Source organism: Amycolatopsis sp. NPDC104587, assembly GCF_055583645.1.
Genome location: NZ_JBVJNO010000012.1, coordinates 185714 through 206953 on the forward strand (window position 1 = coordinate 185714; position 21240 = coordinate 206953).

Here is a 21240-nt window from a genome sequence, read left to right on the forward strand (position 1 = left end):
CCGGCGGCCGCGAACGGGCCCACGGACGTGCCATCCAATGGCACGTCAGTGCGCACCCAGCTCCCGTGAGATGCCGCGTGCCGCCGTCTGGACCGCCAGTCCGAGGTGCCGCGGCCGGGCCACCCGCTTCGGGACGAGCACGCCGAGCACCCCGGCCAGCGCCTCGTCACGCCCGAAGATCGGCGCGGCGACCGAGACGATCGACTCGGTCTCGTCCTGGCGGCGAAAGATCGCCAGCCGTTCCCGGCGAACGTCGGCCAGGGTGCGCCGCAGCTTGTCCGCGGGGATCAGCCGACTGTCCGGCTCGCTGTAAACCGGCTTCGCCAGCAGGTCCTCCTGGACCTCCCTCGGCGCGAACGCCAGCAGCGCCAGGCCGACGCCGGTGGAGTGCAGCGGCAGCCGGCCGCCGGTGCGATAGTCGACCGGCGCAGCCTGGTGGCCGGAGAGCCGTTCCACCAGCAGCGCCTGCATGCCGTCGCGAACGGCGAGCTGGACGTGCTGGTGGGTGACCTCGGCCAAGTCGTTCATGAACGGCAGCGCCACCTGCCGCAGCCCGTGTCCCCGCGGCGCGAGGGTGGCGACCTCCAGCAGCCGCAGGCCGACGCAGAAGCGGCCGTCGTCGTCACGTTCGAGCGCACCCCACCCCCGCAGCCGGTTCGCCAGCCGCAACGCCGAGCTGGGCGGCATCTCGCAGCGGCGGCTCAGCTCGGCCAGCGACAGCGTGCGGTGCTCGGCGTCGAACGCGGCCAGCAGCGCCAGTGCCCGGTCGACGACCGGCTCGCCGTGCACCGGTCGACGGCCGCGCTTTCCATTGATTGGCACAACCGGTGACCGTACCCGACTCCGCTGGCCATCCTTCCCGGCAACCGTGGCGAAAGGTGCCCAACGATGAGTGCTTCCCTCGAAACCACCCCGGCCAGACCCGGCTCGGCCACGCCCCGGCGGGGCTTCCTGTTCTTCCTCGGCTTCGCCGCCGTCGGCGCGGCGATGGCGAACCTGGTCCCGGCGGTGCTGACCCTCTCCCTCAAGGCCACCGAGCTCGACGCCACCCGCGCGACCACCACGGTTTCGGTGGTCACCTGGGTCGGCGCGCTCGCGTCCCTGGTCGCGTTCCCCCTGCTGGGCCGGCTGAGCGACCGCACGACGAGCCGGCTCGGCCGTCGCCGCCCGTTCCTGCTGCTCGGGGCCGGGTTGTTCGCCGTGGGTGCCGTGGTCATGTTCGTGGCCGGCAGCACCCCGCTGCTGACGCTGTCCGCGGTCGCGACGTTCACCGGGTTCAGCGCGGTGACGGTCGCGTGCACCGCGGTGCTGGCCGACCAGGTCCCGGCGCACCGGCGCGGGCCGGCGTCGGCCGTGCTGGGGCTCAGCCTGCCCCTGGGTGCGGTCATCGGCTTGTTCGTCGCCCAGCTGGTCGCCCCCGACCTGGCGGCGATGATCCTGCTGCCGGCCGGGGTGGCGGTCGCGGGAACGTTGGCCCTGTTCGTCTTCCTGACCGACGTCCCGATCATCGAACGCCCGCCGTTCGACGTGCGTGAGCTGCTGCGCACGTTCTGGGTGAGCCCGCGCCGCCGCCCCGACTTCGCGTGGGCGTGGGCGAGCCGGCTGCTGGTGTTCCTCGGTGTCGCGGCGATCCAGGCGTACCAGACCTTCTACTTGATCCTGGTGCTGCACTTCGCGCCGGAGCAGGTCGCGGGCGCGGTGTTCCTGTCCACTTTGGTCCTGACCGCGGCGGCGACGCTGTTCGCCCCGATCGCCGGCAAGCTGTCCGACCGGCTCCGGCGGCGCAAGCCGTTCGTGGTCGCCGCGGCGCTGATCTTCGCCGCCGGGCTGCTGCTGGCCGCGTTCGCCCACTCGTTCCCGGCGTTCCTGGTCGCGGTCGGCGTCGTCGGTCTCGGTCAGGGCGTCTACCTGGCGGTGGACATCGCCCTGGTGACGCAGCTGGTGCCCGATCCGGCGAACCCGGCCAAGGACCTGGGCCTGATGAACATCGCGAACACCCTCCCCAGCTCCCTGGTGCCCGCGGTGGCCCCGGCGATCCTGGCGATCGGCGCCACCCCGGCAAGCCCGCAGAACTTCGCGGCGCTGTTCGTCTTCGGCGCGGCTGCCGGGCTGATCGGCGCCGTGCTGATCAGCCCGATCCGCCAAGTCGCCTGATGCTGTTCGCCCCGGCGGGGTTGGTCCCAGCTCGACGAAACGGGTGTTGAGCCGATCCAGGTTTCCCCGCGCAGGCGGGGCTGGTCCGCCGATGAGCACGACCGTGCTCAACGACGCGCTGTCGTCCCCACGCAGGCGCGGTCGGTCTCAGGCCATGAGCGGCCGGGTCCGAAGCCGGATGTCATCCCGTGCAGGCGGGGCTGGTCCCACCGCCGACCCGTTCGAGTCCTCGGAACACTGGTCGTCCCCGCGCAGGCGGGGAGGGTCCCACGCCCGCGACGCCGCCCATCTCCATGAAGGTGTCGCCGTGCAGGCGGGGTTGGGCCCTTTCACGGGTCATGTCGCGCCCGTTCGTCGGAGTTGTCCCCCGCGCTGGCCGGCCTGGTCCGCGTCGGCGTGTCCGGACAGATCGATCACGGCGAACCGTCGTACCCGCCTTGGCAGGGCTGGTCCGCACAGCTGGCCGCGGCTTCGGTCAACCTGTTTCGCGCCATGGGCCTCGAAAAGCGCGCGGAGCGATACCGACCTCGATAGCGTTGAGCTTCGGGTCGACCCGCCTCCCTCCCTCTCGGCGCATCGAGCGCAGCGGCCAGGTTTGGCCCAGCCCTCTCATCGCCGTCGACTCCACTGGCATGCCTGATGATCACCCTGCTCGTGCACGGCACCCACTTTCCCCGCCGGACCGAGCAGTAGGACTGCCTGCCGACCGCGTTCGGCGCGGTCACGCCCAGGCGCGTGGCGTCCCGCTTGCCGAGGACGTCGAACGCCGCGACGGGGTGCTCGACGGTGTCCCACGGCCGACAGGCCCCCGATTGCCGGACCACCCAGGTCCCCTCGGCCACCGGGCCAGGTCGGCCTCGGCCTGCGCGGGCCCGCGTTCGGCGACAACGTGTTCGGGGCTGCGCCGAACTGAAGACCTGGCGCGTGCAGCCAGAGACACAGCTCCAGATCTGGTCGATCCAGCAGCGCGGCGGGACCGACGGTCGTGGTGTCGTAGTGCGGGATCCGGTCGATGCTCCGACCGGTTCTTGCCCGGGGCCGACGGGGCTGTCGACGTCGGCCCCGGGCAAGAACAGCACGGGAACGGGTCGATCCGGTCGGCGACCTCGTCGTCGGCAGTCTTGTTGAGCACGAGCAGCGGGCCGGCGCTGGCGGCGAGCGGGGCGACGATCCAGTCGCCGTCGGCGAGCCGGTCGATCCAGGCTGGCGGGATCGCGGTTTCCCACCGCCATAGTGGATCGCTTGAAACGCGCCAGCCGCGACACAGGTCCGCGTCGGCGGTGCTGGCTCCGGGTCGCCGTCACGGCCAATCCCGGCCAGCGGGACGGCGGTGCTGACAGCATGGCACCGGCCATCCGCCAGATCGAGCAGGTTCACCGGTCCTCGACCGGGACCGAACGGGTCGCCGTCGCGGTGTTGCCTCGGGGGCTCGCGTCGATGGGTCCGCATCCGGCGAAGGCGACGGATGACTCGTCCATTTGCCGCAGTTGCTCCAGTTCGGTCGACTCAAGAGATAGTAGTTGCCGCCTGACAGGTTGACTGGATAACGTGCGTGACGCCAACGGATGCGTTGGTGTGCGCCGGGGAGGGGCGCCGGGGGAGTAATAACGCGTACGGGTGGTACACCCGACGCTTCTTTCGCGTGTCCAATCACGCGACTCACCGGTCTGTTCTTGCCTGAGCACGACAGGTTCCAGACATGGAGGCCGCTGCATGCGAAGAACTCAAGGCTGCCCTGCCGTCGAATCGGCTGCTGCCTCGACAGATTTGGTTACTGCGCTGAGCACGTGGGTGGCGCTGCCGTGATGCGACGGAAAGCGAGGCAGATCGGCATTGTGGCGATGATTTTCGCTGCAGCAATGGTGCAACCAGGGGGCGCGGTTTCCGCATCATCGCATCCCGCAGTTTCGGAAGCGCGCGCGGCCGCTGATTACACCCAGCGGTCGTCCGCGCGGTCACGGGACCTGACCGGGGACGGGCTGCCCGACATCCTGACCCGCCAGCCGAGCTTGGACAACGGCGCACTGTGGGTGTATCCGAATTCGGGGGCGCTGAACGGGACGAAGACGCTGGCGCCGCGCGTGGAGATCGGGCGGGGCTGGAACATCTACAACTGGGTCGGGGTCGCCGAAATCACCGGCGACACCCAGGACGCGGAGACTGTGCCGGAGATGCCGGCAGACGTGCTAGCTCGCCGCGCTTCCGACGGCGCGCTGCTGGTATATCCGCATAGTGGCACGCTCAACGGCTTCAACACCCTCGCTGCGCCGGTAGTGATCGGCACCGGCTGGAACAGCATGTACGAGATCGTGCTGGCCGACGTCACCGGCGACGGATTCGACGACATCCTCGCCTACGACCTTAATGACAACCTCTGGCTCTATCCGCACTCCCGCACGTTCAACGGAACCAGCACCTTCGGCGCTCGCATCCTGGTGCGAACCGGCCGTCTCGGCTGGCTGCTCGCCACCGAATGGAGCAACGACTTTCCCAATCTGACCACCAACTTCATCGCCACCGGCGACATGGAAACCTCCGCCCACACGAGAACGGTCGCCGGCACATCGACGTGGTTGGCCGCAAGCACCCAGATCTCATCCGGGCAGTTCACCGGGGACCTGGTGGACATCATGTCGCTCTGCGACTTCAACGGCGACGGCAAAGACGATGTCGTGGTCCGCGGCCGCGATGGCGCCCTGGTGGTCTTCCCCTTCACCGGGATTCGCGGCCTGGCCACCTTCGGCACCCCGGTGGTGATCGGAGCAGGATGGGGCGTCATGGATCTCATCACCTGAGCCCGCTCGCTTGCCCAACTGACGCTGGACGTCCTGATCGAGCCTATGGAGTCAGATCCCCATGTACAGACGCAGAACCATGTTTCTGGCAACCGCCCTCGCGGCCGTAGCCCTCACCACCGACCTCAGCGCGCCCGCCGTTGCCGAACCGCCATCAAGGCAGGCCGCCGCGCCGGTTCAGGTCAGCTACGCCACCAGCGAAATCGGCGGCAGCTCGCTCCCCCCGGCCGAACAGGTCCGCCTGGCGCAGGCCCGGCTGCGTGACCACCCGCACGGCGACGCGTTGAATCATCTCGGCGAGGGCGGCAAACACCCCGTCGTCACCGACGCACGCTCGCCGCGCCTGCAAGACAACGCTCACGTGAACGCCTACACCCCCGTCACATGGGACGAGTGCCGGGCACAGACCTACGACAACAAAGAACACGCATTCTGGTATCGGGACAAGTTCAACTTCTGTCGCATCCAGAAGCTTACGATCATCTATCACCAACTGCAAAATGGAACTCTCGTCGAAGTCGGTTCCACCAGGGCCACACTCGGCATCAAAGCCACCGCGGTCGACGGCCAGAGCAGTGTCGGCTTCGACATGGTGCTGACCGATTTCACCAGCGAAGGCACCACCTTCAAGGAGTGGCCGCTGTCGATCCAGCTCGTGTGCGACAACGCTGACCCCACCCGCACCAGCACCTGCACCGAACCCGGCGGCCCCGTCGTCTACCGGCAGTCCGTCGCGCAGTGGGAAGCCGACGCCGGCACCGAGCACCACTTCACCACGGCCATGACCACGACCGCCACTCCCAACGGCACCTACCAGGCAGAGATGCGTGGCTTCTTCTCCGCCGGTCTCTACATGGTGCTGGAGTCCCCGGAAACAGGCCCTGACACAACGAGCACGTTGAGTGTGCTGATGCGCTGCGACAGCGCCACCTACGTCGGTGGCAGCAAATGCATCGCCCCCAATGCCACATCGGTCATGCGGTTCAGCGCGAGCGACCCCACGCTGTCCGAGTCGTCCCAGTTCATCCGGGACGCCCAGACGGACATCACGCGCACCAAGCCCGGCGTCGCCGGCAAGCGAGTCCCCGGCGTCCTGGGCAGCGGCACCGCACTACATCGCCTCTATTCCGCTTACGACTTCAACAAAGACATCAAAGCGTCACGTCGCCGCGTCCCCAAGACGTGCCGCCTCTACTACGGCCCGAAATACACCGTCGGACCGAACGGCCAAGCACGCCAGTGCGATGAATATCCGTTCGCGACGACCTACGAGAACTCTGCCCGAGTCAACACCAGCACCGTTTTCGACTACGCTGTCCGCGCCATCTCCAAAGAGCACAACGAAACCGCAGGCCGACTCTACGGCGCCTGGCTCGGCTACGACCGCATCCTCGACGGCGACCCATTCTACGTCGAAATAGTGCCCTAACCACACCCGGGCATACGGGCCCGCCGCGAGACGGCGGGCCCGTACCATCCGAGAGAGACGATCACGTCAGAAGGAGATGGGGATGCCACGCCTGATCACCGCCGTAGACGACACCGTCGACGTTGAATACGGCCAGTTCGTGCTGCAGGAACTCCCCATGACCCGCAACGCGCTCACCCTGACGGCCCCCGCCGGGCGCTGGACCGCCGTCGGCGGGCCCGGCGGCCTGCTCCTGCACAGCGCCGCCACCGACCACTCCCCCGCCGTCCGCCTCGAGGTCTGGGACGACACACCACCAAGCGAGCCGGACTCCACAGCGTGGGACCAGGTCCTCGAACTCGTCTGCGATCTCACCGCTGAAGCTCGGCTGCAATCCGTGACCGCCGCCCCCGGCGACCACGTTCTTCCCATCACCCGACCCGGCACACACCACGCCCGGGTCTCCGTCGGCAATCAGCGAGACACCGAGACGCTCGGTGAAGGCAGCTTCGCGACGGGCATCGAGCATTGGCTCATCCAGCTGTGGCCCGGCTAGACGCGCGGACGTCGGACGCTCCGTCGCACCAACCCGGCCACGCCCACCACCAGCAACACCGCTCCCACCACACCCAGCACGACGATCATCGTCACCGTGCCACCGGTCAGCTGAGGCGCATCACACGACACCTGCCCGACTTGCTCATACGCGCACCACGACAGTCCCCCTTTAGACGAGGTCACCACTTCTGGCGCCGTACCGAGAGCACGCTCAGCCGACCACCACACCAAGCCCGCGACCGCCACCAGCACAACGCCCAGCACCGCGAGCCAGACCCACAGCCACCTGCGCACGCATTGACCTCCGAACGACGCCGACCTCACCATGCAGTCTAACGGCCACGGAGCGCAACCATCCGACGTTGTGAATCTGCCGCGTGTGCGTAATCCCGCCAAGCAATCTGCGGGGCAGGCCGACCGGCGCCTCCGATAGCGAGTCACCACCAGCATCGGCCACGCGCCCACCCACCGTGCTGCGTCGGCAAAGTTTCCGCTCGCGTCCGGACCCGTTGTGGGACCGCGTCCTGGATATGGTGAAGACTGGGCGCGCGATCATGGTGTATGCGGCTGACAACGAGCAGGGAATGGCGTTCAAGGTGCACCGCCGTTACTGGACACCGATCGACTTCGAAGGGCTACAGCTCATGTTCCGGCCTCATCGGCAGCAAATGGCCGGAGACGCACGTCAGACAGGCTGGAGCACCGCTAGTCGACGCCGGAGGTATCGACGCGGGACAGACACAAAGTAAAGCAAAAACACTGATTCGATCTTCAGAATGCCTGGTCAACAAGTGTCGTCCCCGCGCAAGCGGGGGCTGGTCCCTTCGACTCCCACAGCGTGGCCTGATAGGTCTGGTCGTCCCCGCGCAGGCGGGGCTGGTCCGGCGCGGAGCATCAGGTGTCCCTTCCGGGGCAGGTCGTCCCCGCGCAGGCGGGGCTGGTCCCTCCAGTGACCGGGTCGGCGTGACGCCGGTCCCGTCGTCCCCGCGCAGGCGGGGCTGGTCCGGGCATCCCGAAGGAAGCGCTTCAGCGGTGGGCGTCGTCCCCGCGCAGGCGGGGCTGGTCCCCGATCCCGCGCCTGCGACAACGTCGACGACCGGTCGTCCCCGCGCAGGCGGGGCTGGCCCCAGCACGGTCTTGACGTTGCCGACCACCGCGGCGTCGTCCCCGCGCAGGCGGGGCTGGTCCGTACCGGCAGGTCCTTGCCGTGAGCTCGGCGCTGTTCTGCCCGCGCAGGCGGGGCTGGTCCTCTGCACGGCCCCAGAGGGAAACGTATGACCGCGTTGTCCCCGCGTACGCGGGGCTGGTCCCGACCGCCACTGCCGAGCGCGTCAACGGCTACTGGTCGTCCCCGAGTACGCGGGGCTAGCCTCTCGACGGGGATAGCGGTGACGAGTGATTCCGATGTTGTCCCCGCGTGGGAGGGGCTGGTACAAGGTCGGCCGTGGACAGCCCGACCGTCGTCAGATTGTCCCCGCGTAGGCCAGGCTCGTACCTGCTCAACCTCGACAGCAAGCCATCGTCCCCACGCTGGCAGGGCTGATCCCCGCGCTCAATCCGGTCCAGCGAGACCATCGCTCGGTGGCCGACCTGACCGGAACGACATCGCACACGCGCCATGACGGGACGGCGTCCGATGGACGCCTTTCGCGTCCGGTCGCTGACTCCTACAGCTGCACGCCGGACCAACGGGCGAACCCGGCAAGCGAGTCGGTCGCCTTCCGGTCGGCGGCGGCCAACGCCAGCACCGTCTCTCGGACCGAGGGGTGGTAGCGGGTGGCGTTCGGGGCGACGCGGCGAGCCGTGTTGAGCTCGTCGAGCGCTTGGCCGCGATCGCCATGCAGCATCCATGCGCGGGCCATGTCGATGTGGTGGTGCCCGACCCGTTCCGGGCGGCGGGAGTCGGTCACGTGCACTGACGAGGCGCGGCGGACCGCTTCCGCGCCGTCGTAATGCTCGACTGGGGCCGCGCACCAGTGAACCGTGATGTTCGTCGTGCTCGCATCGACGCCGTAGTACGGCACCTCCGGCGGCTGGAACTCCTGGGCGATCGCGCGTGCCTCGTCGAGGTAGCCGTCGGCCTCTGCGCCATCGCCGGCGCGCGCGGCGAGGATCGACGAGCGAAGGTCGAGCTGCACCGCCACAGCCCGGTCAGCGGCGCCGGTGGCAACATGCTGGCGGGCGCGGTCGAGCAGGCGGAGCCCGGCGCGGTAGTCACCGTGCTGCAGATAGCGGGTGCTCCGGTGGTAGGCGCTGATCGCGATGCGCAGCGGGTCGCCGGTGTCGTCGGCGAGCTGCACGTGTCGTTCCGACGCGATCGCGGCGAGGTCTGCCTGGCGGAAACGCCCGCTCACGGTGGCAGCCATCCGGTAGGCGTCGTGGAGCGTCGCGCGCGCAAGCTCGCCTGCCCGGCCGGGCTGGTCCGCGAGAACGTACAGGTGGTGCAGCAACGCGGGAAGCTGCTGGGCTACCTCGGCGTGGTTGAGTCCCAGAACCTTGTCCGATGCCGCACCAAGTCGGGCGGTGATCGTGGCCAGGTCGAGCGGCTCGCCTTCCGGCCGCGGGTCGTCGTACGCGTCGAGCGCGCTCCGCAGTTCCGCGACGCCGGCAGCTTCCGGGCTCGGCTCGTCGATCACCTTGCCCATGCCGTACAGGGTGGTTGTGCGCAGGCCGAGCGCTTTTGCGGCGTTCGCGACGAACGCGGCAGACGGGGGAACGCTGCCCTGCTCGACCTTCTTGATCAGGGAAACCGAAAAGTGCGTTGCCTGCGAGAGTTGCTGCTGAGTCACGCCGACCAGCTTGCGGGCGGCCTTCAGGCGGTCGCCGACGTTCTCGCCGGGAAGTTCGGCCACGGCCATGGGTGTCACCTGCTCTCGCTTGCTCCCGTTGGCTGCTGGTCACTACCAGCGTACGGGGTTGTCCCTTTGTTGTCCCTCACCGTCGGCGATCGCGCTTAGCGTCACATTCGTGACGGCGCGTGACGGTGAGATGCCCTCCGCAAACGAGGGCGACAAGAGCGACCGGGTTTCTCTTCAGGCCCGGCCCGACAACAAACACACCCACTCCGCGCCGTCACACCCCGCCCAGGTCGACCAGACCGATGTGTTCGCCAGGGCAGCCGGCGCCGGCCAAGTGTGGATAAGTGGGCTCGGAACCGGCGTGGGCGTCGCTGACGTCACCGTCTTGGACCCCGATTGGTGCGGCAGCCCCGATCTCGCACGTTCCCTGTTCTACACCTATCTGGCGACCGGACAGTACTTCCTCGACCGCGCACGGCTGGTGCGCCGATGAGCCCGAAAAACCCACTGGTCAGCACGATCCCCGGCAAAGCCGGAGGGCGCTACCAGCGTCGGCCCGAGTACCGCCGCCAGAACCAAGGCACTAACCCCCTGCAACTCCTCTCGGCCTGGCTCGACGGCGCACCCGGATTCGCCCGGCCGGCCCCGCCGCCCGCGCCGCCCCTGCCGCTGCGGTTCACCTGCCGCGACTGCAGCGCCACGCTCCACCCACCAAAGCTCCGCTTCTGCCCCCAACGCAAGCCACAGCGGAGATCCCCCCAGTGACCGCCCTCAACGAACGCCCCCTCACGCGACTCGAACTGCTCCCGCCCGGAGCGCGGTGGGAATGGCACCTCTTCAACGCTGACGGACGCGCCCACCTCTACCTCGTCACCGAACTCACCAACCACCGACTCGACCTGCTCCGCCCATGGTGCCTGCTCGGCCCCGGCTACCCGCTCGAGCACACCCGCCGCGAACTCGGCCCACGCTGCGAAACCGACCCCCACGGAGCGCTCCCACCCCGCATCCGCGAATGCCCGCCCTGCGCAGCGCACACCTGGGCATGAGTCCCGCACCCACGCACCAGCACCGGCGGCTTTGCCGGCGACCTGTTCCAAGTGGTGACCCGCGATGCCCGATAACCCCGAGAACTGGCACTCCCTTCAGCCCCGCCACCCGGTCGACGTCGGAAAGGTCCTCGCCGGGTGCGCACTAACCATCGCCGCAGTGGTGGTGCTCGTCGCCCTCGCATGGATGGCGGTGTTCGCCGCCGCCGACCCAGACACCGCCCCCTCGACCACTGTGGAGCAGACCCGATGACCGCCAGGGTAAGCGTCCAGCGCGCCCCCGCTCCTGCTGACGTTCACATGCAAGGCGTGCGACGAGAAGGTCCATCCCAGCGCCCGTCAGTGCAGCACCTGCCTGGCGAAGCTGACCGGCCGCATCCCGCAGAACGCCCAGGCGAAGACCCGCAACGCCGGGCAACCGACATGAGCCCGGACCAGGTGATGGAAATATGCCGCCGATACAAGACCGGCGAGACCATCGACAGCCTCGTCGACTCGACCGGGCACAGCTACCGGCAGGTCCGAAACGCGCTCGTCTCGCGCGGAGTGCAGTTGCGCCCACCGAAGATCCAGGTTCCGCAGTTGCCGCCCGGAATGGCGACCCGCTACCGCGGCGGAGCCTCGATCCGTCAGCTCGGCGCGCTCTACGGGCGCAGCTACGGCCAGACCCGCAACATGCTGCACGCCGCCGGCGTCGCACTGCGCACACCCGGCAGGCCAATACAGAACGACCACAGCCACGACATCGGCTACCGCCGGGACAACGACACAGCGCCGATCAAGCCGGGGCTGCTCACGGCGACACCGGCGATGGTGCAGTCCTACGAAGACGGCCTCACCGTCGCCGACGTCGCCGAGCTGTTCGGCCTCACCGAGTCCCGCATGCGAACCAGGCTGTTCAATGCCGGCGTCGTGATGCGCCGCAGTCAAGTCCGCAACGCCGAGCGGGACACCCGAATACGCGAAGCCGCCCTCGGCGGAGCGACCGTCGCCCAGATCAGCGCAGCCTTCGGGATGTCACCCGACCGGGTCCGCGTCATCATCGGACCGCGCCCGCGCGGGCGACCGAAGAAACACGCGAGCCCGGACATGGTCGCAGCCTACGAGAGCGGGATGACCGTCCGGCAGGTCAGCGACGTGTTCGGCGTCAGCGCAGAAACCGCCTACCGGCGGCTGCGCAACACCGGCGTGACCTTCCGGTCCCGTAACCACTGGAGAACCGCCGACGCCGCCACGCGCCCGGCCTCGCCGGAACCCGACCCGTCGCGATGACTCCCGGCCGACGCGCGGGCCCTCCTCCCCCGCGTCGGCCGGGGTCCACCCGCATCCACGAGAACACGAGGACATCTGCACCCATGAACGGCCACGAGCTGATCGAGCTGTATCGGACCGTACTCCCCTTTTCTGACGGCGTTGCTGCTGCCGATGCGGGTCTGCGCAGTGGTCCCGGTCGCAGACCTCAACCTCAGGACCTCGCGGCACAGCAGCAATCGGCGGGAACGGAGCGACGGACTTCACGGATAGGGAGTGCGTCCTGACCGAACACGAGTGCCTGCTGTCTGCCGTCCTATCGGGAATGAACACGCAGGAATGCCGACAGCTCGTGGCAAGACTCGCCCACCTGCGGCAGGCCGACGAGGCGCTCAACAGCAGAGTGCCGGTTCGACTACGGATGCAACGACGCACCGAGGGGCACCCCGACCTCACCAGGGCGCTTCGCTGGGCCAGCCAGGCCACAACGGCTCAGCGCGCAACGAAGAACCACGAGCTCGTCGAGCCGCTTCATCCTCGCCGTGGCCAGGGTTCAGATGACGCACTATCGAACGGAGCAACCTAAGCTGTGCGCGAACTGATAAACCGACCAGCAGTTATCGTCCTCGCGGCCGGGCTACGCGATGCCCGCACGGAACACGGCCTCAGCGTCCGCCAACTCGCCACCGCGGTCTACCTGCATCCCGCGTTGATGTCGATGTACGAGCTCGGCCAGCGGGCGCCGGAGGCGACTGTAGTGGCGCATATCCTCGGATTCTTGCGATCACCGAACGCCGAGTACGAGCGGTTGATGGACTGTGCTCGCCGCGTCCACGAAAGCGACCTGATTGTCCGGACCAGGGCCGAGGTCGAGCTGCTGCGCGCATCCTACGGAGCGCGGTCGACCCACGTGATCGAGTGGTCGCCCACCCTGATTCCGGAAGCGCTGCGGACGGTGAGCTATGCCTGCGCCATGCGTGAGACCGACCTGCTCGAGCCTGATCCTGCCGCGGCATCGGTCCGCCCGACGCTGCAGCAACTCACACAGACGGCACCGCGGCCACAGTGCACGTACCTCATCGGCGAAGCCGCGACACGTCCGGACGTGTGCCCGCCGGAGGAGTTGCGCTCCCAGCTGGACCTACTGCTCGCCAAGACCGGAGACGCGCGAGCGTGTGTGCGGCTCGTCCCCGCGGCAGGCTGTGCGCCCGGCCTGATCGAACCGTTCACCCTGTACCTACGCAACAACGAGGCTTTCGCGGTCTCGGCGCAGCATCACCAAGGCGCTGTGTTCCTCACCCATGAAGCGCCGGTCGCGACCTACCACCAGCTCACCGAATCGTTGACGCACCACGCGCGGGACATGGCGTGGCGCTGATCAAGCTCCCGGCCGGCGGGTCCTGCTTTATCCCCCGGGGCGCCGGCCGGGTTCCACCTTCACAGCAGCCCGGTTCTCGGTTGGGCGGCCACGAAGAGCTGCGTCGAAAGATGCGGCAGCCTGCCTGCTGGTCAGGGCGTGCCCCTTCGGCAGGCCGCGTTTACGTCGCCCACTCCGGGCGTGCGCGGCGGGGTGTCGGGCCCGATGTGGCTACGGCCGACCTGCCGGGCACCCCGGACCCGACCACACCAACGAGCGACCAGCTCGGCAGCTCACGCACGAATTGGGAGGAGGTGCAGCCATGACCATCGAAGGCTGAGCGGACGAGAAAAGGGCCCCATTCCGCGTCCGCGACTGCGCGGAACACGGGCGAGGGACGCCCGGCCACCCGTTTCCTTCTCCCAGGGCTGGCCCTCCGTCACGACATCCGTACGCCGGACTTCCCAGCGGGCTCGGATTTCCCTCTGGAACAAGGACATTTCTCCCCGAATACTCCACTGCAGCAATCTCCCCGCTGCTTGGCGAGGCCTTCCCGGCCCGCGACGGCGCCCTGCACGCTCACGACACCCACCCGTGCGCGCTCATCGCGCTGAGCGCCGCCGCACTACTGATCCCGCCTGCATCACCTCAGAGCTCTATCGGAAGGGAACGCACACTCATGCTGCGTACATTCGAGCTGATCCTCATCAAGGTCAGCCGCGCTCTCGGACGCGTCACCGGCCGCTCAACACCGCACACGATCGCTCGGCTCGCCGCTGCCGCTGTCGCGGCGTGCGCGGCGTGTACGGCATGCGCAACACCGATCCGGATACCGCACGACGTCCCGGCCGCCGATCCCGCCGCCTCCGCGACCGCGCCGTTCGTGCCGTTTGGCGGCGCACCCGCCGTCACCGACCCCCTCCCGGCCGTCGTGCTCGACGGCGACCCCTGCACCGACGCCCTCAGCCCCGACCAGGTCGAAACGGCCATCGGCATCCGCGTCGCGGGCACGCGCGAGGACCTCGCCGCGATCGGTCCGGCCTGCGCGTGGACCAACCACGACACCGGCGGCGCCGTCGGCGTCTCCTACACTCGCAACACCCACGTCGGGCTCAGCGGCGTCTACGCCAACGCCAGGCCCCAGTCGGCGATCTGGCGGCTCCTCCCACCGGTGCAAGGTCTACCCGCCGTCGCCTACGCCGGCGATGCCGGGCACGCACCGCCAACGGGGTTCTGCCAGGCCAGCGTCGGACTCGCCGACACCCTCTCCGTCGACATCAGCCTCCATCTCGGCGACAGCAAACGCGACACCACCGACCCCTGCGGAGAACCCCTCGAGCAGATCTGCGACCTCGTAATCACCACCCTGCGTGCGAAAGGCCACCGATAACCGCGCCCGCCCCTCTGCCCTCACCGAGCAGGGCTGGACATCCGGTGGCTGGCCAGCGGGCTTCGACCCGGAGCGTCCTCGCCAGGACGCCACCGTCGACTGTCTGCTCGGCGGCAGTCTCGACTGCGCGATCGACCGCGACTTCACTGCTGGTCTCGTCACTGCTTACCTCCAGCTGCCGCAGCTGGCGATCGCCGCGGCCAGCTGGGACCGCGACGCCGCCCCGGCACATCCGGCACTTCTTTGGTTCTCGGCTCCGCCGAACTTTCGGTCTACTCCACCCACTGCACCCTGGCGATGCTGCACCAGGCAGAGGCGCAGATCGTGGTCATCGAGCACGACCCGGTCACCCGGCAGCACCACGAACTCCTCGACGGTGGCGCCGCTGCCGGCCGGGACCACGTCCTGCACCTGCCCGCAGACCAGCACCACGCGCTGCACCACCTGCCCGCGGTGGCGGATCTCCTTCCCGGCGACGCACCGGTCGGCATCATCGCCACTGGAATGCTGAGCCCCGCGAGCATCACCCTCGCCCCAATCCTGTCTCTGCTTGCCGCCGCCCCGCGGGGGAGCCTGCTGGCGCTCACCCAGCTCACCACAGCAGATCGGTACCAGTTCTACCGTTGCTAGCGAACAGCGGCGTAAGGCCAATGACCGGCTGCTCAGCCGCCTCTCGCGCGGTGCCAGCAGCCGGTCAATCCGCCAGTACTGCGCAAGCTGGGGGTCAGGCTGACCGCACGGCGCTCGCCCGGGGGACTCGATCGCGTCAGTCTCCGGCTCGGTGAACTGGACCCGACCCACTGCCGGATTGATCAAGGACCGTGCCTGGCTGACCCCCGGCACGCCAGCACCATGCAGACTCAACTGCACTCACCCAAACAGCCGCTTGACCACAGCCATCATGATCGCGTGAGATTCGCTCGAACTGCGCCAATCGGACGCAGACCGCGTGACTGGGGGATCTGTCGTGAGACGAGCTGTGGCGCTGCTGTGCGCCGTAACGCTGCTACCGATCGTGGCCGGAACTGCCAGCGCCGCGCCACCACAACCACCGACAGCACCCGCCGTGTCAGGTCCCGTAGGCGCAGGCATCTACGCCGGCACGCCGATGACGAAGCTCGAGGACGCCGTTGACCGACGGACCCGGGAACGCCTCACGATCAAGCCTGACAGCCGCGCACCGAACGACTGCACTGGAGAACGCGCGAAGGCGGCCAAGGCGAAAAAACAGCGTTACATCTGCGTCAGCCGCACCAACGACCCCGCGTCCAGGCAGCGCGTGCTCGCGGAAGCCAAGGCTCAACAAAGCCCCGCGGTCGCAGACGGCACAGCGAGTGCGCAGAATCTCGGCCCGGCCGTCCAGCACAACTACGACCCCGGTTGCGAGGTCGCCGCGGCCCACGAGGGCCAGTGGGCACACTTCAGCCGCTTCCACGGCTGCGTCATCATGCCCTTCACCGCCGCCGTCCTCGACCTGCAAGGAGGCGTCGTCGGAGGTGTCGACTACGTCGTCCACGAGCAGATGATCCTGCCTCTGGCATCCAACACCTGGCAGCGTGAGGCCTACGTCTCCGTCTCTGACGTCTGGGGCGAAGCGAAGGACAAGAGCTACATCGACGCGATCCTGGTGTGCAGCTCGGACTGCTCCACCACCAACTCCCCCAGCCAGCAGCCACTCGCCAAAGACCGGTTGCTCTACGCGTCCTGGCAAATCAACCAGCCCACGACGACCGGCACCTTCACCTCCTCCCGGCAAGAGCTGCGGTGGACCCTGTACTTCACCGCACCGAACGTGCTCAACCCGACGGTCAACCTCAGCGACGCCAGCGAGGACGGGACAGCCCCGCCTTACGTCCGCTGTGACCGCGGTATCGGCGCGTTCAACCGGTCGCCAGCTTGCGTCTTCGCGCAGGTCCCCGGTCTGATGATCCTCAACGCCGGGCCCGACAGCGGGGTCAAGGAGACCGCCAAGCATGTCCGTGACGCCCAGAGCGCTCTGCCGGGCCATCCCGGCCGGGAAGTCGACGGCTCGCCGCTGCACTACCTGGCCGACCAGACAGTGACCGACGCCAACCGCGCCAACGTCTGCCCCGCGTCGTTTCCGACCAAGCCCGGCGGCTCGTGCGACGAGTACCCGATGGCCTCCACCCATGAAGGCGGCGGCGGAACCAAGCCTTCATCGGCGCGGGACATCCCGCTCGACGACAACACCCGCGCCGGCGGCGAGTTCGGCCGCATGGTCCAGGTCCAGCACATCGTCGATCCCGAAGCGTTCTACGTCCGCATCGAATGCCCCTACTGCGACGGCGGCACACCCACCGCTCCCCCGCTGCCGTCCGGGCCCGATGCGTTGACGCGGCTCACTGGCACCTTCATCCAACCCGATCTCATCGACGGCTGGGCCGACGCCGACGTGGCCCAGGAGTTCGCCATGATGCGCGACCTGGGGATGTCCCAGGTCGCTCTGCAGTGGAGCGCCAACAGCTTCGACAACCGCTCCCGCGGCGCACGAACCTCGGTCTACCCGTCGAGCTTGGGCTTCAGCCAGAACACGCGAACCGACGTCGTCCAACGGACTCTAAGCGCCGCCGATAACGCGGGCATCGAGGTCTGGGTCGGGCTGCAGGTCAGTGACCAGTGGTGGAAGGTCTACGCCCACGACAAGAGCTGGCTCGACGCCGAGGAGGCCACCGCCAAGGCCGTCGCCACCGAACTGTGGAACCGCTACCACAACCACCGCAGCTTCAAGGGCTGGTACCTCGCGTTCGAACCGGACAACGTCAACTTCTCCGACGCCCAGTCCCAAGAAAACCTCATCCAGTTCTACGAACGGGTCCTCGCTCACCTCGACACACTCAGCGGCGCGAAACCGGTCGCCATCGCCCCGTTCTTCAACGCCACCAACACTGCACTGCCGGGCTGGCAATCCCCTCAGGTCTGGCGAGCGATGTGGACGAAAATCCTCAACCGCGCCCCCTTCGACGTCGTCGCCCTCCAGGACGGCGTCGGCGCCGGTCACGCGTCGCCGAGCATCCTCAGCGAGTGGTTTGGCGCGATGAACGACGCCATCTCCGCCTCCGGCAACCGCACCGCGATCGTCGCCGACACCGAAACCTTCCAGATCGGCGCGTCCGGTCTGCAGCCGATGACCATCGACAACATCGCCTCGGCCATCCATGCCGTCCGCGGCCAGGTTCACGGCTACTGGTCCTTCTCCTTCAGCCATTACCAGTCGCCGCGCTCGAAGTTCGCCTCCAGCTCCTATCTCGCCGCTTACCGGGCGTGGACGCAGCATCCAGCACAAGACGGCACCGACGGCGACACCCCAACAGCTCCACACGGGCTCGTCGCACAGACCCTAGGCCCGCAGCGGATCCAGCTGTCCTGGCAGCCCTCCGGCGACACCGGCAGCGGCATCGCCGGCTACCACATCTACCGCGACGACGAACTGGTCGCCGACCTGATCACCGCCAACCCCCGGTTCACCGACGAACAGCTCGACGGCTCCCGCACCTACCGCTACGCCGTCCGCGCGTTCGACGGCTCCGGCAACCAATCCGCCACCAGCAACACCCTCTCAATCACCAGCGAGCCAGTCCCCTACTACCCGGTCAACCACGCCCGCTGCGGCGCGGCCGACGGACAACCCGGCTGCAGCTACACCACCGATGTGCCCGCCGACCCCAGCTACCCGGACATCGGCGCGTCACTCACCGACGGCCTACGCGGCGAGGCGCTCTACAGCAACCGGTGGCAGGGCCGCAACGCCGCCGGCACCTACACCTTCACCGTCGACCTCGGCGCCGTGAAGCGTGTCGGTGAGATCAACGCGACGTTCTTCCAGGTCCGCCCTGACTACGCGTTCCTGCCTCCGAACGTCACCTTCGCCGTCTCGGCCACCGGCGCCAGCTACAGCACGGTCTCCGAGATCACCACACCGGCGATCAGCGCCAGACCCCAGTTCAAGACCTACCGCGGGATCCGCATCGACCAGGACGCCCGCTACGTGCGGGTAGAGGTCGACTGCGGCACCGCCTGGACACTCGTTGACGAGGTCGAGGTCAGAGGCAGCTGACGGCCAGCTCGATGATCTCGCGGTCGTCGCTCGTCACCGAGCGAGCGGCGACCGCGACCTCGGTGGTTCCGACAGGAAGGTCAATGTCGGGCATCTGGTCCGGGTTCGGCATGCCGCGGAATCCGGCGAAGACCAGCTGCTCACTGGCGACTGCGAGCCGGACCTGGTCGTCGGTGAACGGGGCCAGTTCGCCTCTCTCGGCGACTGAGACGTGAATGCCCACCACGCCACTGAATGTCGCTGGCCGCAGAAACAGCAGGTGCCTGCCCGCAACCAGCAGCGCAGGGCGATCTGGTACCAGTTCGCCCTCTTGATGCTCCGCCACTTCACCGAACGACAGGAGGTTGTCGACGATCTCCATCGTCCCTTCGAACACTCGCACCTGCGCAGAGTATCGCCGAACTGCGGGACGCCCCGTCGATGTCTGGGGGTGAATTGACACGAGGCGCGAACGCGGTCGCCACCGCCCGGGAAGCGCACCGGAGCCGGTCCTACCGGCTGACCGGTCCCCGGCCTGATCACCTACGCCGACGTCAGACAAAGTTGTCCACAGCGCTGGGACACGAGATCAATAGGGCTGGATCCTTCCTGGCCCGCATCGGGCTCTAATGATCCGAGCTGGCGGTGTCCGAGGTCGGGGTGTCCGAGATCGGCGCGACCTCGGACACCCAAGCGTTCGGGCTGATCGCCGAGGACGACGGGACCTAGCCGACCTGTGGCGTGGCGACCCTCGCCGGCGCCGCGACGTACAGCCTGCATCCCTTCGGTTCACCGAGCACGCCGCGTTCTTCACCGGGTGACCTGGCGTCCTGACCTCTCACCGGCTGGTCGCACCGGCCCACCCCGGCCGACCTCACCCCCGAGCGACCTCGGCGGTGTGCGCGGGGGCGTAGCGCTCGCCCGTCACCTGGCCGCTCAGCGGACCCAGCGCGGTCAGCGCCTCGGCGTCCAAGGTGAGCTCGAGTGCGGCGACGTTCTGCTCCAGCCGGGCCGGGCTGCGGGTGCCCGGAATGGTCACCACCGCCACCCCGAGCCGCTCGGCCTGGGCATGCACCCACGCCAGCGCCACCTGAGCTGGGGTGGCACCCAGCCGGTCGGCCACGTCGCGCACAGTCTGCGCGATCTTCTCGTTGGCCTCGCCCGCCTTGCCCGCGAAACGGGGGTTGGTGCGCCGGAAGTCCTTCTCGCCCAGCGCGGAGCGGTCCAGGGCACCGGTCAAAAACCCCCGCCCCAGCGGCGAGTACGGAACCAACCCGACCCCCAGTTCGGCCATCACCGGGGTGAGGGCCTCGACGTCGCGGGTCCACAACGAGTACTCGCTCTGCACCGCGGTGATCGGGTGCACGGCGTGCGCCCGGCGCAGCAGCGCGCCGTCGACCTCGGACAGGCCCAGATGACGGACCTTGCCCGCCTCGACCAGTTCGGCCATCGCCCCGACGGTCTCCTCGATCTCCACGTCCTGAGGCGGGCGGTGGGCGTAATACAGGTCGATCACCTCGACGCCCAGCCGCAGCAACGAGGCGTCACAGGAGCGCAGCACATAGTCTCGGGCACCCCGGATGCGGCGTGCCCGGTCACCGGCGCTGCGGTCGATGCCGAACTTGGTGGCCAGTTGCACCTGGTCCCGGCGGCCGTGGATGGCCCGGCCCACGAGCACCTCGTTGTGCCCGGCGCCGTAGGCGTCGGCGGTGTCCAGAAACGTGACGCCCCGCTCCAATGCCCGGTCGATGGTGGCCAGGCCGCCGTCCCAGTCGGCGGCGCCGTAGCTCTCGCTCATCCCCATGCATCCCAGACCCATCGCGCTGACGGTGAGACCGGGCGAGCCGAGCCTGGTTCGGGTGATCATGGGCGGACACTCCTTCTGCCCGGCAAGCCGGGCGGGTACTTCGAGGGCTGAAGAACGCCTCCGACGCTAGGCCCTGGAGCGCGCTCCAGGGCAAGACAGAGGACCGGCTCGCCGACGGGGCCGGCGCGGCAGAATGAGCAGATTCTGCGCCTCGGCGATTGCGTGACGTCGCCGCGCACGCGTTGATCCTGGGCAACCCGGCCCGCGCGGTCGGCTGGGTCTGCCGCTGCGCGGGCACCGTGGGCGGCCGGTTGCGGTGCCTGCGGGCGTACGAACTGGCCGCCGACCCGCTGACTGAGATTCAGCACGACCGGTTTTCCCGGGCCGCCGCACTCGGCGTGAAGGCCGAACAAGCCGTTCCCGCGGGTGACCCGCGGGGAAGTCCGGCTGCCGGTCGAGGTGGCCATCCTGTCCGCCGTTTCGCTACAGCTCGTGCTCCCCGACCGGCTGGCACTCAGCATCCGGTTGAACATGGGTCTCCCCTGGGGACGGATCGGGGTGCATTGCGCGCTCGGTGAGCGCGTGTTCCAGTGTCGCGGGGTCTTCCCGGTCCGCCCAG

General features: G+C 68.6%; 17 protein-coding genes. 12 read left to right on the top strand and 5 right to left on the bottom strand.

Annotated elements, in window-relative coordinates:
• Nucleotides 1-45: 45 nt before the first annotated feature.
• Entirely contained in the window at nucleotides 46-789 is a 744-nt protein-coding gene (locus ACZ61C_RS33815; protein WP_465311935.1) for an IclR family transcriptional regulator, read from the bottom strand.
• Between the two features lie 99 nt (nucleotides 790-888).
• Here ACZ61C_RS33815 and ACZ61C_RS33820 point away from each other — a divergent pair, with 99 nt between their 5' ends.
• From ACZ61C_RS33820 to ACZ61C_RS33835, 4 genes are all read left to right on the top strand, one after another.
• Nucleotides 889-2154, top strand: coding sequence for an MFS transporter (locus ACZ61C_RS33820; protein ID WP_465311936.1), 1266 nt, complete (start codon nucleotides 889-891; stop codon nucleotides 2152-2154).
• Between the two features lie 1802 nt (nucleotides 2155-3956).
• Nucleotides 3957-4949: an FG-GAP repeat domain-containing protein gene (locus tag ACZ61C_RS33825; RefSeq protein ID WP_465311937.1), complete on the top strand. Its 993-nt coding sequence runs from the start codon at nucleotides 3957-3959 to the stop codon at nucleotides 4947-4949.
• A gap of 79 nt (nucleotides 4950-5028) precedes the next feature.
• On the top strand, nucleotides 5029-6378 hold the full coding sequence (locus tag ACZ61C_RS33830; RefSeq protein WP_465311938.1) for a NucA/NucB deoxyribonuclease domain-containing protein: 1350 nt from the start codon (nucleotides 5029-5031) through the stop codon (nucleotides 6376-6378).
• Between the two features lie 82 nt (nucleotides 6379-6460).
• A complete protein-coding gene (locus ACZ61C_RS33835) occupies nucleotides 6461-6913 on the top strand; it encodes a hypothetical protein (protein ID WP_465311939.1) in 453 nt (150 codons plus the stop codon).
• Here ACZ61C_RS33835 and ACZ61C_RS33840 read toward each other — a convergent pair.
• Nucleotides 6910-7209 carry a hypothetical protein gene (locus ACZ61C_RS33840; RefSeq protein WP_465311940.1) on the bottom strand — a complete coding sequence of 100 codons (300 nt, stop codon included), beginning with the start codon at nucleotides 7207-7209 and terminating at the stop codon, nucleotides 6910-6912. The two genes, ACZ61C_RS33835 and ACZ61C_RS33840, sit on opposite strands and share 4 nt — an antisense overlap.
• Before the next feature lie 260 nt (nucleotides 7210-7469).
• Here ACZ61C_RS33840 and ACZ61C_RS33845 point away from each other — a divergent pair, with 260 nt between their 5' ends.
• Complete coding sequence (locus ACZ61C_RS33845) at nucleotides 7470-7664, top strand: hypothetical protein (RefSeq protein WP_465312098.1); 195 nt, start codon at nucleotides 7470-7472, stop codon at nucleotides 7662-7664.
• 918 nt (nucleotides 7665-8582) lie between these two features.
• On the opposite strand, the gene ACZ61C_RS33850 is transcribed toward ACZ61C_RS33845, so the two are convergent.
• Complete coding sequence (locus tag ACZ61C_RS33850) at nucleotides 8583-9773, bottom strand: helix-turn-helix domain-containing protein (RefSeq protein WP_465311941.1); 1191 nt, start codon at nucleotides 9771-9773, stop codon at nucleotides 8583-8585.
• A gap of 109 nt (nucleotides 9774-9882) precedes the next feature.
• On the opposite strand from ACZ61C_RS33850, the gene ACZ61C_RS33855 reads away from it, so the two are divergent.
• From ACZ61C_RS33855 to ACZ61C_RS33885, 7 genes are all read left to right on the top strand, one after another.
• On the top strand, nucleotides 9883-10206 hold the full coding sequence (locus ACZ61C_RS33855) for a hypothetical protein (protein WP_465311942.1): 324 nt from the start codon (nucleotides 9883-9885) through the stop codon (nucleotides 10204-10206).
• A gap of 620 nt (nucleotides 10207-10826) precedes the next feature.
• Entirely contained in the window at nucleotides 10827-11015 is a 189-nt protein-coding gene (locus tag ACZ61C_RS33860; protein WP_465311943.1) for a hypothetical protein, read from the top strand.
• A gap of 89 nt (nucleotides 11016-11104) precedes the next feature.
• Nucleotides 11105-12034 carry a helix-turn-helix domain-containing protein gene (locus tag ACZ61C_RS33865; protein ID WP_465311944.1) on the top strand — a complete coding sequence of 310 codons (930 nt, stop codon included), beginning with the start codon at nucleotides 11105-11107 and terminating at the stop codon, nucleotides 12032-12034.
• A 568-nt stretch (nucleotides 12035-12602) separates the two neighbouring features.
• Nucleotides 12603-13391 carry a helix-turn-helix domain-containing protein gene (locus tag ACZ61C_RS33870; RefSeq protein ID WP_465311945.1) on the top strand — a complete coding sequence of 263 codons (789 nt, stop codon included), beginning with the start codon at nucleotides 12603-12605 and terminating at the stop codon, nucleotides 13389-13391.
• Between the two features lie 658 nt (nucleotides 13392-14049).
• Nucleotides 14050-14760: a DUF3558 family protein gene (locus ACZ61C_RS33875; protein WP_465311946.1), complete on the top strand. Its 711-nt coding sequence runs from the start codon at nucleotides 14050-14052 to the stop codon at nucleotides 14758-14760.
• Nucleotides 14761-15057: 297 nt separating this feature from the next.
• Nucleotides 15058-15390 carry a hypothetical protein gene (locus ACZ61C_RS33880; RefSeq protein ID WP_465311947.1) on the top strand — a complete coding sequence of 111 codons (333 nt, stop codon included), beginning with the start codon at nucleotides 15058-15060 and terminating at the stop codon, nucleotides 15388-15390.
• A 478-nt stretch (nucleotides 15391-15868) separates the two neighbouring features.
• On the top strand, nucleotides 15869-18835 hold the full coding sequence (locus ACZ61C_RS33885) for a DUF4434 domain-containing protein (protein ID WP_465311948.1): 2967 nt from the start codon (nucleotides 15869-15871) through the stop codon (nucleotides 18833-18835).
• On the opposite strand, the gene ACZ61C_RS33890 is transcribed toward ACZ61C_RS33885, so the two are convergent.
• Both ACZ61C_RS33890 and ACZ61C_RS33895 read right to left on the bottom strand, forming a co-directional pair.
• The gene (locus tag ACZ61C_RS33890) at nucleotides 18822-19217 is read right to left on the bottom strand and encodes a hypothetical protein (protein ID WP_465311949.1); all 396 of its coding nucleotides are present in this window, start codon (nucleotides 19215-19217) and stop codon (nucleotides 18822-18824) included. The genes ACZ61C_RS33885 and ACZ61C_RS33890 overlap by 14 nt on opposite strands.
• Before the next feature lie 471 nt (nucleotides 19218-19688).
• Complete coding sequence (locus ACZ61C_RS33895) at nucleotides 19689-20681, bottom strand: aldo/keto reductase (RefSeq protein WP_465311950.1); 993 nt, start codon at nucleotides 20679-20681, stop codon at nucleotides 19689-19691.
• Nucleotides 20682-21240 lie beyond the last annotated feature (559 nt).